Source organism: Nocardia nova NBRC 15556 (assembly GCF_001613005.1).
Classification (GTDB): Bacteria; Actinomycetota; Actinomycetes; order Mycobacteriales; family Mycobacteriaceae; genus Nocardia; species Nocardia nova.
The window spans coordinates 1-14,291 of the sequence record NZ_BDBN01000113.1 but is presented as its reverse complement, the minus strand read 5'-3'; the positions used below and the strand labels follow the sequence as shown (position 1 = coordinate 14,291).

General features: G+C 66.7%; 18 protein-coding genes. 12 read left to right on the top strand and 6 right to left on the bottom strand.

From position 1 onward, the window contains the following. Together NN2_RS32090 and NN2_RS32085 are read left to right on the top strand one after the other, a co-directional pair. Positions 1-376: NAD-dependent epimerase/dehydratase family protein (locus tag NN2_RS32090; RefSeq protein ID WP_156511528.1), on the top strand; the 376-nt coding region annotated here is incomplete at its 5' end. Further along, a complete protein-coding gene (locus NN2_RS32085) occupies positions 373-1,125 on the top strand; it encodes a polysaccharide deacetylase family protein (RefSeq protein ID WP_063018625.1) in 753 nt (250 codons plus the stop codon). The genes NN2_RS32090 and NN2_RS32085, both read left to right, overlap by 4 nt. Positions 1,126-1,173: 48 nt before the next feature. Here NN2_RS32085 and NN2_RS32080 read toward each other — a convergent pair whose 3' ends face one another. After that, entirely contained in the window at positions 1,174-2,172 is a 999-nt protein-coding gene (locus NN2_RS32080; RefSeq protein ID WP_156511527.1) for a substrate-binding domain-containing protein, read from the bottom strand. Positions 2,173-2,280: 108 nt separating this feature from the next. Between NN2_RS32080 and NN2_RS32075 the strand changes: the two genes are divergently transcribed. Continuing rightward, positions 2,281-3,150, top strand: a complete 870-nt coding sequence (locus NN2_RS32075; protein ID WP_063018623.1) for a LysR family transcriptional regulator — start codon at positions 2,281-2,283, stop codon at positions 3,148-3,150. Positions 3,151-3,352: 202 nt separating this feature from the next. After that, positions 3,353-4,153, top strand: coding sequence for an aldose epimerase family protein (locus tag NN2_RS32070; RefSeq protein ID WP_063018621.1), 801 nt, complete (start codon positions 3,353-3,355; stop codon positions 4,151-4,153). Between the two features lie 32 nt (positions 4,154-4,185). Here the strand turns inward: NN2_RS32070 and NN2_RS32065 are convergent, their stop codons facing one another. After that, positions 4,186-4,665 (bottom strand): MarR family winged helix-turn-helix transcriptional regulator, encoded by a 480-nt coding sequence (locus tag NN2_RS32065; RefSeq protein ID WP_245658938.1) that lies wholly within the window; start codon positions 4,663-4,665, stop codon positions 4,186-4,188. Between the two features lie 85 nt (positions 4,666-4,750). Here NN2_RS32065 and NN2_RS32060 point away from each other — a divergent pair, with 85 nt between their 5' ends. The 3 genes from NN2_RS32060 to NN2_RS32050 all read left to right on the top strand — a co-directional run bounded on the left by NN2_RS32060 (position 4,751) and on the right by NN2_RS32050 (position 6,640). Then, the gene (locus tag NN2_RS32060) at positions 4,751-5,533 is read left to right on the top strand and encodes a dioxygenase family protein (RefSeq protein ID WP_063018619.1); all 783 of its coding nucleotides are present in this window, start codon (positions 4,751-4,753) and stop codon (positions 5,531-5,533) included. Positions 5,534-5,561: 28 nt separating this feature from the next. Beyond that, positions 5,562-6,092, top strand: a complete 531-nt coding sequence (locus tag NN2_RS32055) for a DoxX family protein (RefSeq protein WP_063018617.1) — start codon at positions 5,562-5,564, stop codon at positions 6,090-6,092. 188 nt (positions 6,093-6,280) lie between these two features. Beyond that, positions 6,281-6,640, top strand: coding sequence for a nuclear transport factor 2 family protein (locus NN2_RS32050; protein WP_063018615.1), 360 nt, complete (start codon positions 6,281-6,283; stop codon positions 6,638-6,640). 125 nt (positions 6,641-6,765) lie between these two features. Here NN2_RS32050 and NN2_RS32045 read toward each other — a convergent pair whose 3' ends face one another. Further along, positions 6,766-7,365 carry a dihydrofolate reductase family protein gene (locus NN2_RS32045; protein WP_063018613.1) on the bottom strand — a complete coding sequence of 200 codons (600 nt, stop codon included), beginning with the start codon at positions 7,363-7,365 and terminating at the stop codon, positions 6,766-6,768. Positions 7,366-7,511: 146 nt separating this feature from the next. Here NN2_RS32045 and NN2_RS32040 point away from each other — a divergent pair, with 146 nt between their 5' ends. Beyond that, positions 7,512-8,528, top strand: a complete 1,017-nt coding sequence (locus NN2_RS32040) for a sigma-70 family RNA polymerase sigma factor (protein WP_439955875.1) — start codon at positions 7,512-7,514, stop codon at positions 8,526-8,528. Positions 8,529-8,607: 79 nt separating this feature from the next. Continuing rightward, the gene (locus tag NN2_RS32035; protein ID WP_156511526.1) at positions 8,608-9,870 is read left to right on the top strand and encodes an SMI1/KNR4 family protein; all 1,263 of its coding nucleotides are present in this window, start codon (positions 8,608-8,610) and stop codon (positions 9,868-9,870) included. Positions 9,871-9,937: 67 nt separating this feature from the next. Here NN2_RS32035 and NN2_RS32030 read toward each other — a convergent pair whose 3' ends face one another. Further along, entirely contained in the window at positions 9,938-10,573 is a 636-nt protein-coding gene (locus NN2_RS32030) for an MBL fold metallo-hydrolase (protein WP_063018607.1), read from the bottom strand. Between the two features lie 148 nt (positions 10,574-10,721). On the opposite strand from NN2_RS32030, the gene NN2_RS32025 reads away from it, so the two are divergent. Both NN2_RS32025 and NN2_RS32020 read left to right on the top strand, forming a co-directional pair. Next, positions 10,722-11,156: a MarR family winged helix-turn-helix transcriptional regulator gene (locus tag NN2_RS32025; protein ID WP_063018605.1), complete on the top strand. Its 435-nt coding sequence runs from the start codon at positions 10,722-10,724 to the stop codon at positions 11,154-11,156. Positions 11,157-11,374: 218 nt separating this feature from the next. Continuing rightward, positions 11,375-12,496, top strand: a complete 1,122-nt coding sequence (locus NN2_RS32020; RefSeq protein WP_063018603.1) for an epoxide hydrolase family protein — start codon at positions 11,375-11,377, stop codon at positions 12,494-12,496. Positions 12,497-12,707: 211 nt separating this feature from the next. Here the strand turns inward: NN2_RS32020 and NN2_RS32015 are convergent, their stop codons facing one another. Next, positions 12,708-12,932 (bottom strand): putative antibiotic biosynthesis monooxygenase, encoded by a 225-nt coding sequence (locus tag NN2_RS32015; protein WP_036525741.1) that lies wholly within the window; start codon positions 12,930-12,932, stop codon positions 12,708-12,710. Between the two features lie 102 nt (positions 12,933-13,034). Between NN2_RS32015 and NN2_RS32010 the strand changes: the two genes are divergently transcribed. Then, positions 13,035-13,652: a TetR/AcrR family transcriptional regulator gene (locus NN2_RS32010; protein ID WP_063018601.1), complete on the top strand. Its 618-nt coding sequence runs from the start codon at positions 13,035-13,037 to the stop codon at positions 13,650-13,652. A gap of 84 nt (positions 13,653-13,736) precedes the next feature. On the opposite strand, the gene NN2_RS32005 is transcribed toward NN2_RS32010, so the two are convergent. Continuing rightward, positions 13,737-14,291: glycoside hydrolase family 19 protein (locus NN2_RS32005; RefSeq protein ID WP_063018599.1), on the bottom strand; the 555-nt coding region annotated here is incomplete at its 5' end.

Here is a 14,291-nt window from a genome sequence, read left to right as displayed (position 1 = left end):
GGTCGTCTTCGGTGCGGACTACCCGACGCCGGACGGATCCTGCGTCCGCGACTTCGTACACGTGCTCGATGTCGCGAACGCACACGTCAGCGCGGTCGAACGGCTCGAGTGCGGCGGGACGGGGAATTCGGTGTACAACGTCGGCACCGGGCGCGGGTACTCGGTATTCGAAATTCTCGATGCCGCCCACGCGGTGACCGGTGAGCGGTTCCGGTACGAGGTCGGCGACCGACGGCCGGGCGACCCGCCCCGCGTGATCGCCGATATCGCCAGAATCGGTCGGGAACTGGGGTGGCACGCGCGGCTGGGACTCGCTGACATGCTGGGCAGCGAGTGGGAAGCGCGAAACGCCGTGCGGGGGCGAACGAGCGCATGAAATCCGCTGTCGCGCAGGCGATGATCGCTGGTGCCGGTGCCGTGACGCTCAATGCGCTCCCATCGGTCACGGCGATCTCCGCGGTTCGCGAGCACCTGACCCCTCGCCTGTCCGGATACGCGGATACCGGCACGGTCGCATTGACCTTCGACGACGGTCCGGATCCGGCGTCGACACCGGCCGTCCTGGACGCACTGGCCACTGCTGGCGTGCACGCGACGTTCTTCCTCCTCGGATCGATGCTCGAGCGGGCACCGGCGCTCGGCGCTCGGATCGTCGCGGAAGGTCACGAGGTAGCGCTGCACGGCTGGAGCCACCGCTGCCTGCTGGCGCGCGGGCCGGTATCGACGTACCGCGACATCGCGCGCGCGTACGGCCTGATCGCGGAGACGACTCGGAGTAGACCGCTGCACTACCGACCGCCCTACGGAATACTCTCGGCCGCGGCGCTGACCACGGCCCGGCGGCTGGAAATGACGCCGGTGCTGTGGACCGCGTGCGGTAAGGACTGGATGCGGACCGCAACGCCGGACACGGTGGCACGCCGAGTGATCCGCGAACTCCGCCCCGGGGGCACCATCCTGCTGCACGACTCCGACTGCACATCGGCGCCAGGCTCGTGGCGCGCGACCCTGGAGGCGCTGCCGCGAATTTTGACCGAGTGTGCCGAGCGTGATCTGTGTGTCGGCTCTCTGGCGGAGCGGACCCGCACCCAGGGGAGTGAGGCCGACAGCCGCACGGGGAGCTGATCGCTACCATGGGGCCACCCCTGATGCTGGACCGCGGAAGTTCGACGGTCAGGTGTCGAGCAGTTCTCGGGCGAAGAGGTCCTCGATCGCCCACTGTCGCGAGGACAGTCCCTGTTCGGCGTGGTAGCGCAGATAGGTGTCGAGGGTGGGGCGGTTGGCCGCGATGCCGTAGGGCCACCAGTCGTCGCCGAACTGCTCGGCGTTGCGTTCGACGAGTGCGTTGAACCACGGCACCATGGTCTGCACCTCGTAGAGGCGGCGATTGCACCGATAGTATTCGGCCGCAGTGTCTTTCGCCTCGTTGAAGACGCGGAAGATTTCGCGCGCGAGGCCGGGACGTTCGCGCAGCAGGTCGCGGCGCACGACGATGACGTGCATGATCGGGAAGATCCCGGTGCGCCGGTGATACTCGCGCTCCAGGAGTTCGGCGTCGGGAAACAGGCGGGCGACGTTCGGTGATCCGTCGAGTACGCACTGAGGGACGTTCGCCGAGAACAGGGCGTCGATCTCGCCCGCGTCCAGCATCGCGCTCAGACAGGCGCCCTCGGGTGCGGCGGTCACCTCGACGTCGGCGGGATGCGGGTGCGGTACGAAATCGAAGGGGGCCATGGGTTTGTCCAGTCCGCCGATCACCCAGCGGCTGCGTTCCGGGTGAAAGTCGTAATCGTCGGCGAAGATGCCTTTGGCCCACACGCCGGAGTCCTGACCATAGGTGCCGAACTCCCCGATGGTGCGCCCGGCGAGCTGTGCGGGGCGAGTGATACCGGCGTGGACGTTGACGAAGACGCAGGAATGACGGAACACCCGGTTCGGGAAGATCGGCAGCGCCACGTACGGTAGGCCCGCGTCGAGCAGGCGCAGGTAGAACGTGAGTCCCAGTTCCGCGATGTCGTATCCCCGGTCGCGGATCGTCCGTTCGAAGATCTCCGGCAGGGTGGCCGCGGTGTGCATGGTGAGCGCGCTGCCGTCGACGGTGGCGGTCGCATCGAACAGTGCGCGGGTGGTGTCGTAGCGGAAGCAATCGGCGGTGAGCGTGTCGTCGGTCATGAGCGTGAATCTCCTTTCGGTTCTGCGCTTTCCACGGTGGCCGGTGGACGTACAAGGTGTCCAAGTCCCGCTCCGCATCGTCGATACCCTCTCGGTATCGTGCGTGGGGTGGATCTTCGCCTGCTCCGGTACTTCGTGGCCGTCGCGGAGGAGCGCCATGTCGGCCGGGCGGCGCACCGCCTGCACATGACCCAACCGCCGCTGACCCGCGCGATCCGCGAACTCGAGGACTACGTGGGTGTGGCGTTGTTCGAGCGCACGCCCAAGGGTGTCGTCCCGACTGCGGCCGGATCGGTGTTGTACGAGGAGGCGTGCGCCCTGCTGCGCCGGGCCGACCGCATCCGCGAGCGGGTGACCACCGCGGCCGGCGCCGCGACACTGACCATCGGGACACTGGCCGATACCGCCGCCCACGTCGACAGCCGACTGGTGGCCGCGTTTCGCGCCCGCCATCCGCATGTGCAGGTCAGGATTCACGAAACCGATCTCGGCGATCCGACGGCCGGGCTGCGCGCCGGGCTCGTGGACGTGGCGCTGACCCGAACTCCGTTCGACGCCAACGGAATCGGCATGCGTGTGCTCCGCTCGATACCGGTCGGTGTGGTGATGCGCGAGAACGATCCCCTCGCCCACCGTTCGTCGGTCACGGCGGACGATCTGACCGACCGCCGCTGGGTGCGGCTGCCCGCCGAGACCGACCCGGCGTGGACCGCGTACTGGACGTGCGGCACACCCGATGGCGCCGCGCCGGAACTGCGCACGATCCAGGAATGCCTGCAAGCGGTCCTCTGGAACGGGACCTCGGCCCTCGCCCCGCTCGACCAGCCACTACCCGCCGGGCTGGTGACCGTCCCGTTTCCCGATCGCCCGCCGAGCCGTCTGGTCGTGGCATGGTCGAAAACCGCTCGCAGCCCGCTGATCCGCAGTTTCGTCCGGACAGCCGCGGAGGGATACGGCGCCCCGGACGACGGCGCCTGAACGTACCGGCGCGCGGGCGGTGCTGAATCGAGAACTAGCGGATGATCTCGTGAACGAACGTACTACGAGAACGCCGCCACAACTTGACCGTCGGATTCGATGAAATCGAGTTGCTCTAGGCAGTAAGTCGAGATCGAATCGAGCGCACCGCGGTCCGGTGCGGCCCCCTCGCTATCGGCGTTCGAACCGTATTGTCCAGGGAGTGACCAACGCCGAGCAGATCGTACGACTCGCCCAGGGCAACGCTGCTGTCACCATCGACCCTCGCAACGGATGCCGGATCAGCGGCATGACCGTTGACGGCATCGAATTGCTCCGCCAGGGAACCGAATACGGCGCCTTCCCGATGGTGCCCTGGTGCGGCCGCCTCGCTTACGGCCGCTTTCGCAACGGTGGCGTCGTCCACCAGATGCCGGTCAACCACCCGCCGCACGCCATCCACGGCACCGGACGGGACTCCGCCTGGACCACAACCCAGGCAGACGACACATCAGCTGCATTCACCGTCGACCTTGCCGACCCGTGGCCTTACTCCGGCCGCGTCACGCAGCGGGTCGAACTCGGCGAACACTCTGTGACACTCAGTCTGGGGATCGAAGCCTCGGCGGATTCGTTCCCGGCGCAGGCCGGCTGGCATCCCTGGTTCCTGCGCAACCTCGGCAAGGGTGGCGATGTCGAGATCGACTTTCACGCGTCGTGGCAGGAATCCCGTGGCCCGGACTACCTGCCCACCGGTGAGCGCATCGAACCCCTGCCCGGTCCCTGGGACGACTGCTTCGGGATGCCCGACGGCGTCGACGTCACCCTCGCGTGGCCTGGTGCTCTCGAACTGAAGGTCACCAGCGCCGCCGAATGGGTCGTCATCTACGACCAGCAGCCCGGGGCGGTTTGCGTCGAACCGCAGAGCGGGCCACCGAACGGCCTCAACACCCTGCCGCGGCTGGTCACGCCCATCGACCCTCTTGAGATCTCCATGACCTGGAGTTGGCAGCGCCTGACATAACAGGGCCGAACGACTCGGCAGCCGGCGGCATGTCAGGGCCGGCTTCGGCCTTTGGTCTGGCCTTCGGCTTCCTGGATCCGGCGTGCGACTTCGCCGAGGCCGTCGGCGAGGGCGGTCAACTGTGCCGGTGTGAGAACGTCGATCAGCAGATCGCGGACCAGTGTGACGTGCCCGGGGGCGGCTTGTTCGAGTGCGCGGCGGCCCTTGTCGGTCAGGGTGGCGGTGACGCCGCGGCTGTCGCCGGGAACGGTCCCGCGGCAGACCAGCCCGGCCTTCTCCAGCTGATCCACCTGATAGCTCAACCTGCTCTTGGAGTTGATCAGCGAGTCGGCGAGCGCGGTCATGCGGAGGGTGCTGTCAGGGGCGTCGGCCAGCCGGACCAGCACCTCGTATTGCCCGTGGGACAGTCCGGCATCGCGTTTGAGCTGGCCGTCGATCTCTCGCTCGAGCAGCGCCCAGCCGGAGAGCAGCGCCTTCCAGGCGCGCATTTCCTGGTCGTCGAGCCATCGCACGGGCTCAGTCTACCCATCTTGTTCGAATTTGAATAAAGGCGTACTATCGCCGCATAAGGTTCAAATTTGAACAACAGGAGGTGTGATGACTGCCGAGCGGACAGACCGGATGCCGGTTTTGTACTTGTCGCACGGTGCGCCACCGCTGGCCGACGACCCGATCTGGCCCGAACAGCTGGCGCAGTGGTCGGCGGCATTGCCGAAACCGAAAGCGGTGCTGATGGTTTCGGCACATTGGGAAGACGCGCCGGTAACGCTCGGGGCAACCGAGACGGTTCCGCTGGTGTACGACTTCTGGGGCTTCCCGCAGCACTACTACGACGTTCGTTATCCAGCGCCGGGCGCGCCGGAGTTGGCGGCGCAGGTTCGGAAGTTGGTGCACGGTCCGGGGACGGCGGTGCGGGAAGCGCCGGACCGGGGCCTGGATCACGGTGCGTACGTGCCACTGGTGGAGATGTATCCGGAGGCAGACGTTCCGGTGCTGCAGATGTCGCTGCCCACTCTCGATCCCGCGGAGCTGATGGCGCTCGGGCGCAAGCTCGCTCCGCTTCGGGACGAGGGCGTACTGATCGTGGGCAGTGGATTCTTCTCGCACAATCTGCGGGCGCTCACCGAAGACGGCTCCGTACATCCGGTGATGGCCGAATTCGACGAGTGGGGCCACGGCGTGCTCGCCGCGGGCGATATCGATGCCCTGCTCGACTTCGAGAACAAGGCCCCCTCAGCGCATCTCGCGCACCCGCGCACCGAGCACTTCGTCCCGCTGTTCGTCACCCTCGGTGCGGGCGAAGCCGACCTCGCCACCCAGCGCAGCGTCATCGACGGCTTTTGGCACGGCCTCGCCAAACGCTCCATCCAACTCGGCTGAATCACTCACCCCGACAATAGGAGTTTCCATGACCAGCACCACCGCGACCGCCCCTGTGGCGCACGCCTCCAGCCAGGTCGGCTATGACGCCGGGCTGCTGGTGTTGCGTCTGGTGATCGGCCTGACCGTCGCCGCGCACGGCACCCAGAAGCTCTTCGGCTGGTTCGGCGGCGGCGGCATCTCCGGCACCGGCCAATTCTTCAGCGCCAGTGGCTATCCCGCGAGTGACGCCATGGCGGCGGTTGCCGGGCTCAGCGAAACCCTCGGCGGTCTCGGCCTGGCACTCGGTCTGCTCACCCCGTTGGCGGCGGCCGCCGTGCTGGGCGTCATGATCAACGCCATCGAGGTGCACGGAACCGGTTCGTTCTTCGCCCCCAAGGGTTTCGAATACGAATCGACCCTCACCCTCGCCGCTGCCGCGCTCGCCCTCACCGGACCCGGCCGCTTCTCCGTCGACCACTACCTTCCAGTGCTGCGCACTCACCGGCTCGTGTACGGCGTGGCGGCGATCGTGCTGGCCGTAGTCGCCGCGAGCATCGTGCTGCTGGTACGCAACTGACCTGCCGTCACTGTTCGGCTTCCGTCCCGGGACCGGGCATACCGCCCCGGCGCCGAAGCGGCCGCCCTGGCACCGCAACGAATCCGGCGCCTCGGTCGGTGCTTCGACCTTGCCGGGACGGACCGTGAAGATCAGCCGAGTGTGAACGTCGTGGCGCGGATGCGGCGCCGGCTGGGAGAGTGTTCCCCATGGAGAACTTGCGGGACGCCGAGCGCCGACTCCAGAGCGCGCAGCTCGCCGGAGATGTCGAGGCGCTGGATCGGCTGCTGGATGATCGGCTGATTTTCACCTTCGGTGCGAACGTTCAGACCAAGGCGGACGACCTGGAGCTGCACCGCACCCGAGCGCAGGTGGTGACGAATGTGACCGAGGAGGAGTTGACCGTGCTCACCGACGGGCGTACCGGGGTGACGTGGTTTCTCGGCACGATCGAAGGGACCGTCTCCGGTACGCCGTTCGCGGCCAGGATGCGCTACACCCGCACTTGGCTGTACGACGAGACCCACGGTTGGCGAATCATCGCCGTGCACGCCAGCACGACTGATTGACGCAGCCGAGCTGCACTTTCGCGACCGTGTGCCAGCCCTTCCAGAGATGATGTCCGCCGGCAGTTGGCATCGAGTCCTACTGCTACCCAGTTACTTTCGTTCCTGCCGAACCGGCTGATGGGGCGTTAGCCTTGCGCGAGTTCGTAGCTGTAGTACACCAGGCCGTCACCGAGCTGTCGGGTGTCGACCAGGTGTAGCGGCTTCTTGGCGCCGCCCTCGTCGAACAGCCGCCGGCCGGTTCCCACCACCACCGGAAAGACGACCAGCCGCAGTTCGTCGAGCAGGTTGTGTTCGATCAGTGTGCGTCCGAGCCGGTAGCTGGCGTAGATCAGGATGTCCCCGTCCACTGTGTCCTTCAGCTCCGAAACCTCCTCGACCGCGTCGCCGCGCAGGACGGTGACGTTGCTCCACCGAGGGTCCTCGACAGTCGAGGACACGACGTATTTGGGCATGCTGCGCACCCTGTTCGCCCACTCGGGGCCCACACGGCCCTCCGCCAGGTTCTGCTCTGTCATCCGGTCCGCGAACCACTCATTGGTCCGCCGGCCCAGGAGCAGCACCTCGGCGTCCAGCGCCTCCCGCGTCTCACGGACGGTCCAGTCTTCGAGGTCCTTGGCTCCTACGAACTGGTGGAACCAGCCGCCGTGTTCGAAGCCCTCCGCGCCGTCCGGGTCTTGGACCACTCCGTCGAGTGTGACGTTCGAGGTGAGGACGATCTTTCCCATTTCCGTGCTCCTTTGACGAGGTTGTCGGTTGTCACGGGTGTGGACGCCGCGACATCGGAAAAGGGGGTGATGCCCGAGCGCCCCCTTCGCGCAGCGGCCGGCGTCCGTACAGGATGGAACCGCACACGCGGAGAAAGGTGGCCGGAGTGGAGCTGGCGAAAACAGACCTGATGTCGCGGGCGCGGGCCGGCGACGGCGAGGCGTTCCGAGCGCTGACCGAGCCGCACCGTCGCGAGCTACAGGTGCACTGCTACCGGATGCTCGGATCGTTTCAGGATGCCGAGGACGCTCTTCAGGACACCATGTTGGCGGCGTGGCGGGGCCTCGACCGATTCGAGGGCCGCGCCTCGGTTCGCACGTGGCTGTACCGCATCGCGACCAACCGGTGTCTCGACGCGTTGCGCGCCGAACACCGGCGTCCCGCGAAGCAGTGGGACGTTCCGGGAGTCGAACCGCCGGAACCGACGGGTTTCGGCGAAATCCATTGGCTCGAGCCCTATCCCGACACCCTTCTGGACGGCGCGATCAGTGTGCCGCTGGGTCCGGAGGCCCGCTACGGGCAATCCGAATCCATTTCCCTGGCGTTCGTGACCGCCCTGCAGATTCTGCCGCCTCGCCAGCTCGCCGTTCTCATCCTGCGCGACGTCCTCGGATTCCACGCCAACGAAGTAGCCGACATGCTCGATACGACCGTCGAATCGGTCAAAAGCGCCCTCAAACGCGCACGGGCGGGCATGCGACATCGACTTCCGGTGACGGCTGCCGGAGCCCAGCCGCCCGCCGCCGGCTCGTCTGCCGAGAACGCGCTCGCGGCGAAGTTCGTCAGCGCCTACGAATCCGCCGACATCGATGCGTTGGTGGCGCTGTTGACCGACGACGTCTTCATGTCGATGCCACCGATTCCGTTGGAGTACCGGGGCCGAAACAGCGTGGCCCGCTTCTGCGCCCTCGTTTTCGGCTCGGGACGGAGATTCGAACTGGTGCCGACGCGAGCCAACGGTCAACCGGCGTTCGGTGTCTACCTGCACACCCCCACCGGTAGTCAGGGAGTCGGCCTGTTCGTGCTCACCCTCGCCGGCGGCCGAATCAGCGCCATGACCCGCTTCGAGGAGAACGTCCTCCCTACGTTCGGGCTGCCGCTATCCCTGCCACGTGCACGGTAGAACGCCGTCGACTCATGCCGGCTACCGCCGCACATCGCGCACATCCCGGACCCCGGCCGGGCAGGATTCGGGCGATCCGATGACGTTGGCGCACACCGACGCAGCCGCCCCCCTGACCGGGTATCTTCACGACCGTGACCTGTCCGACGTGGTCCCTGGTTCAGGTCGCGGGTACGCTCGGGCCGCCAGGGCAACCGCCAGCGGCTTTGTCCCGCAGCAGAACTCAAACAGATCTCTCACCACGCGCTACGCCATATCCGTTGGATATTCGGTTATTACCACCGGAACCGACTGTGGTTCAAAGAAATTCGGAAGGAGCCCGGGGATGCACGCATCGGTTTCCCGGCTGAAGGGGATCATGGCGCCCTCACCGCTGCCCGAAGCGGTGTCGCCGCCGTGGGACGACATCGAATCGGCCTGTGGGGTCCGGCTGCCGTCGGACTATCGGGATTTCATCGACAACTACGGCAACGGCAGGATCGGCGAGCTGTACGTGCTGTACCCGGCGTCCCGACGGCTCAATGGTGAGGTTCGGCTCACGTCGCTGATCGACAATGCCCAGGATCTGGTTGCCAACCAGGTTTTCGACTACGACGACGACGGCAATCCGCTCGTCGGTTATCCGGAGCCCGGTGGCCTGCTCCAGTGGGGTGGCAGTACCAACGGCGACATGTTCTTCTGGGTCACCGAAGGTGAGGATCCCGACGGTTGGACGGTGCTCGCGCATCTCCACGGCCCCGCGGTCTGGGCCCGGTACGACGGTAACATGGTCGACTTTCTGACCGAACTCGTGACCGGTGAATACCTTTATGCCCCTTCGGTACTCGGCTCGCACGCCGGACACGTGCTGTGGACGATGATCAGCGACTGGAAACACCGCTACGGCGGGCCCCCGGAGGCTTCCCTCCATGGCGGCGACGATCGTGCCGGTGTGCAGCTGAGCGCAGGTTCACCGTTGCCGTGGCGCCGTGTCGAGATTTCGGGTGGTGATCAGGACGTCTTCGGGCGAACCGGCGAAGTCGTTCCGCTGATAGCCGCCGACGGTGCGACGACGATCCGGCTCGGTGGCGGCGGCCTCGCGCCCGGAATCGCCTATCGGCTGTTCGCGTGGGCACACACGGACGAGGACGCCGAGGCCGATCTGCTCGAAATAGTCTGCGACGGAATGATTGTCGCGCGCGGAACCCTGTCGGAGTCGCCACGGTCGCGCATGGCGGAGGGCCGGATTCTCGTCCCCGCCAACACGCCGGACGCGGTGGTACAGATCCGTGTCCGCAGCGAGAAGCCGGCAGTCACGCTACGCACCTTCTACCTAACCATCAACGGGACACTGGGGAACTGACTGGCGTCAGGCGTCCGCTTCCAGCTCAGGGATCGCCTCGTGCAGTTCTTTCCACCTTCTGGTTCTTTCACAGATCGATGCTCTGGCCAGGGGGTAGGACCGTGATTTCGGTGCCGGTCAGGCCGGCCAGGAGGGTTCGGGTGGAGGTTTGGCCGAGTTCGCTGAGCATGAGCTCGTGGATCTGGATTACCCGGCGAGGCTTGACCGCGCGCAGGTAGTCGGCCGCCTCGCCCAGTTTGGTCCAGGGCCCGCTCGTGGGCAGTAACAGGGTGTCGAGGGGCACCTCGGGTACGAAGTAGGCGTCGCCGGGGTGGAACAGCGTCTCGTCGATGAGGTAGCCGAGATTGTCGACGCAGGGGATGTCGGCGTGAATCGTGGCGTGGCGGTCGCCGTGGACACCGACGGTGAAGCCGCCGACGCTCAGGTCGTCCCCGGTGGTGAGGATTTGCACCCGCCCGCCGTGGCTGCCGAGCTTGTCCAGCACCGCGCGCGGTCCGAAGATCCGCAGTTCCGGATCGTCGTCCAGGGCGGCTGCCAGCAGGCTGTCGTCGAAATGGTCGAAGTGCTCGTGGGTGATGAGCACTGCTGCGGCCCCCGTGACGGCGGCCTTCGCGTCGGGGGTGAACGTGCCGGGGTCCAGCACGATTCTGGATCCGTCCTTCTCCAGGGCGACGCAGGCGTGGGCGTATTTCGTCAGTTGCATGGTGGTTCCGTTCCTGCTCGGGCGTTGTCGCACGATTCAAAGTATACAGTTTTGCTGTATATGTCGAGCGTCGTGTACTTGCCCGGGTTGCTGTTGCTGCGGCCTTCGGCGCAGTGGGTCAAATACAGCGGGGCTGTATAGTTGATCCGTGGCGGACCGAGATCACTTGGCGGAGCGGCTGCGGGTCTCCATCGGCAGGTTCGTGCGTGCGACTCGCGCGCATGCCGACACTCTGCCGCCACCTCTCGCGGAGACCATGGGCCTGCTCGATCGTGAAGGTGATGCCTCGACGGCGTCCCTTGCCCAGTGGCGTGGGGTACGCCACCAGAGTCAGAGCCGGGCGGTAGCGGATCTGCAGGCCAGGGGGTATGTCGCCCGACGGGACGATCCCCGGGACCGCCGCGGCTTCCTCGTGACCCTCACCGAGCAGGGACGCGCTGCCCTCGACCGAGATCGGGAGGCCAGGCGCGAATGGGTCGCCGAGGCCATCGATGCTCTCCTGAGCGCAGACGAGCGGGCGCAGCTCAGCGCCGTCCCTCAGCTCTTGGACCGACTGTCCGCGTACGAGGGCGACCGTAGGTGAACTATCCGGCGCATCATTTCGAGCTTCGATCCGCCGGACGCTTGCCGCGGCCTGGGGCGGCAATGCGAAAAAGATTGTGCTGTCGGCTGATTCGTACGCTGGTGAGCAGGTGTGGTACGACGTGGAGCCCGCGATGACGGTTTACACCCTGTGAGCGGATCGGCGGTTTCACCGTGACACATCTGATCCGACAAGTCTTGCCGAGGAAGGGAGCCCCAGTGACCGCCGAGCCGTTCGAAGTCGGAATCACCGAAGCCGAGATCGCGGATTTGCGTGAACGATTGCGAAGGACGCGGTGGCCCGAGGCCGAGCCGGTGGACGACTGGTCGCAGGGTGTGCCGCTGTCTTATGCGCAGGAGCTGTGCCGTAGCTGGGCCGAGGACTACGACTTCGGGTTCGCCGAGCGGCTGAACGTGTTCCCGCAGTATCGCGACACGATCGACGGGCTGGGCATCCACTTCCTGCACGTCCGCTCGCCGGAGCCGGATGCGTTCCCGCTGGTGCTCACGCACGGGTGGCCGGGTTCGGTGCTCGAATTCCTGGAGATCCTGGGCCCGCTGACCGACCCGCGCGCGCACGGTGCGGACCGGGCGGACGCGTTCCACGTCGTCGCGCCGTCGTTGCCCGGATACGGCTGGAGCGACAAGCCGTCGACGACCGGGTGGGGCGTCGATCGCATCGCGCGGGCCTGGGACACGTTGATGGTCTCGCTGGGCTACGAGCGGTACGGCGCGCAGGGCGGTGATTGGGGTTCGGCGGTGTCCGGCGCGCTGGGCGAGGTGGCGCCCGAGCGGGTCGCCGGCGTGCACCTGAACATGGGGTCCGTGGCGGCGGGCACGTTCGACGATCCGACGCCCGCGGAGCTGGCGAACCTGAAGGCCGCCAAGGAGTTCCGACGCACCGGCCGGGGGTACTCGGCGATCCAGGCGACGCGGCCGCAGACGCTCGGCTACGGCCTCACCGACTCCCCGGCGGGCCAGGCCACGTGGATCGCCGAGAAGTTCTGGGCCTGGACGGACAACAATGGTCATCCCGAGGACGCGTTGTCGCGCCAGCAGATCCTCGATGAGATCTCGGTTTACTGGTTCACCGCGTCGGCCACGTCGTCGGCCCGCCTGTATTGGGAGAGCTTCGCCGCTTTTCGCGACAAAGTCACCGCGCCGTCCGGGTTATCGGTCTACCCGCGCGACATAACCCGCCCGTCGCGGCGGGAGGCCGAGCTGCGGTTCACCGACCTGCGCTGGTTCGAGGAACTGCCGCGAGGTGGCCACTTCGCCGCGCTGGAGCAGCCGAAGTCGCTGGTCGAGCAGGTGCGCGGCTTCTTCCGCCTCTTCCGCTGACGGTCTGACCCAACCGACTGCGGCCGGCCCAGTCCGCCAGCATCTCAGGAGCGCCGCCGCGAGAATCCGGACCCACGCGTGCCCTCTCACGTCGATGACGGTGAAAATGGCGTCGGGAGTGTCGAATTCACGCATTGCGTGCCTCGCGCTGGTGTGCGGCCCTCATCGGGGTGAGCCGGGACATCGACGCCATTCCGCACATGCCCGCGTGTCACCGGTGAACATGTCGGGCGAGGACGCCGAGCAGACGGGGGACGACGACGTACACCGCGGCCGGAACCACGAACGCGGTGAGTACGAGTGCGCGCAGCACGGGATGCCAGCCGGCCGTGAACGGTGCCATCGCGGTCATTCCGAGGGCGACCATAGGGAAGATCGCGAGCCAGGTGACGGCGGCGCGGACGTGCACGGATGGGGCGGGAACGGTGGTGCTCACAGCGACTCCTCAAGACTCCAACTAGATGGTTGTAGATGTGAGTAGACACCTCCGGGAGAAATTCTGCAACTGTTTAGTTGGAGAATTTGCTAGTCTGGCCGCATGGCCTGGGACACCGAACGCACCCGACGATTGCTGCTGGACGCCGCGGTGGCGGAATTCGGTGAGCGCGGGCTGGCAGGTGCGCGCGTGGACCGCATCGCGGCCGCTGCGGGGGTCAACAAGGAGCGGATCTACAAGTATTTCGGCACCAAGGATCAGCTCTTCGCCATCGTGATCGCCCGGGAAATCGGCGAACTCGGTGAGGCGGTTCAGGTCGAAGGGGAGGGAACCGCTGCGGTGATCGGTTATGCCGAGCGGTTCTTCGATCACCTCTGCGACAAGCCCGCATTGGCGCGCCTGCTGTTCTGGGAGAGTCTGGAATTGGGGGCGCCGGTGGCCGAATCCGAGCGGCGCGAGAGCATGCAGGGCAAGCTTCGAAGTATCCGCGACGCCGTGCCGGAGCTTCCGGAATCCGCTGCGAGAGAACTACTTCTGACGATTCTGTCGCTGTGTTACAGCTGGCATGCGTTGCCTACCCTGGATCGCCTGGCCACCGCCACGGAGCCCGACGCTGCCCGGCGGTCGGCCCGGCGTACGGCGATCGGCGAAACGGTGGCGGCCGAGCTGGCGCTACACGTGTCCGACGACGCCTCGGTTACGCGGCAGTGGTCGGGATAGGCGCCGCGACCCCTGGTGCGCACTGCGCAACCCGTTTCCGGATCACCGAGCGAGACATTCCGATCAGCGGCGAGCCTGCGCGGCTTACGGGCATTTCAGGATTTGGCATGCCTGGATGAAGTGTTCACGCCGGACGTCTCTTCCGTTGGAACCGCCGTTGATGATGCGTGAGACGGGATCGATGCTCGCGGGGTCCTGGGGGTGCGCGTTGTCGGCGGCGGCGTTGAGGTTGTGGGTGTTCCAGTACCACGCGGCGGTGGCGAACGCGTACTTCGGATCCGCCACAAGCTCGGGGTGATTGACGAAGTCGACACCGAGCGCCTGGCTTGCGCGTTCGTAGTTGTGGCGTCCGGTGAGTTGGAGGCCACCGCGCCCTTTGTACCTGGGGCCGTCGCCCGGTTGGGTGTTGCCGAGATCTGCCCGTCCGTTGTAGTCGCTACCGTCGCTGTATTCGGTCAACGTGGCGAAACCGGCGGTCTCCTGTCCGACCTGGGCGAGGAAAGCGGCGGCACGCTGCGGTGTGTCGATACCGGCCGACTGCATCGCGCTGTTGATGTCCGGTAGCCAGGTGGTGACATTCGCCTGATCGGCGCCGGGCAGCGCCGCGGGGGCCGCGATGGGCGGAGGGGCCGGGGCCGC

Bases quoted from the DNA above. Each gene is read 5' to 3' on its own strand.
- NN2_RS32085 (WP_063018625.1), top strand. From the start codon at position 373: ATGAAATCCGCTGTCGCGCAGGCGATGATCGCTGGTGCCGGTGCCGTG.
- NN2_RS32080 (WP_156511527.1), bottom strand. From the start codon at position 2,172: ATGACCGACGACACGCTCACCGCCGATTGCTTCCGCTACGACACCACC.
- NN2_RS32060 (WP_063018619.1), top strand. From the start codon at position 4,751: ATGACTGCCGAGCGGACAGACCGGATGCCGGTTTTGTACTTGTCGCAC.
- NN2_RS32055 (WP_063018617.1), top strand. From the start codon at position 5,562: ATGACCAGCACCACCGCGACCGCCCCTGTGGCGCACGCCTCCAGCCAG.
- NN2_RS32050 (WP_063018615.1), top strand. From the start codon at position 6,281: ATGGAGAACTTGCGGGACGCCGAGCGCCGACTCCAGAGCGCGCAGCTC.
- NN2_RS32045 (WP_063018613.1), bottom strand. From the start codon at position 7,365: ATGGGAAAGATCGTCCTCACCTCGAACGTCACACTCGACGGAGTGGTC.
- NN2_RS32035 (WP_156511526.1), top strand. From the start codon at position 8,608: ATGACGTTGGCGCACACCGACGCAGCCGCCCCCCTGACCGGGTATCTT.
- NN2_RS32030 (WP_063018607.1), bottom strand. From the start codon at position 10,573: ATGCAACTGACGAAATACGCCCACGCCTGCGTCGCCCTGGAGAAGGAC.
- NN2_RS32010 (WP_063018601.1), top strand. From the start codon at position 13,035: ATGGCCTGGGACACCGAACGCACCCGACGATTGCTGCTGGACGCCGCG.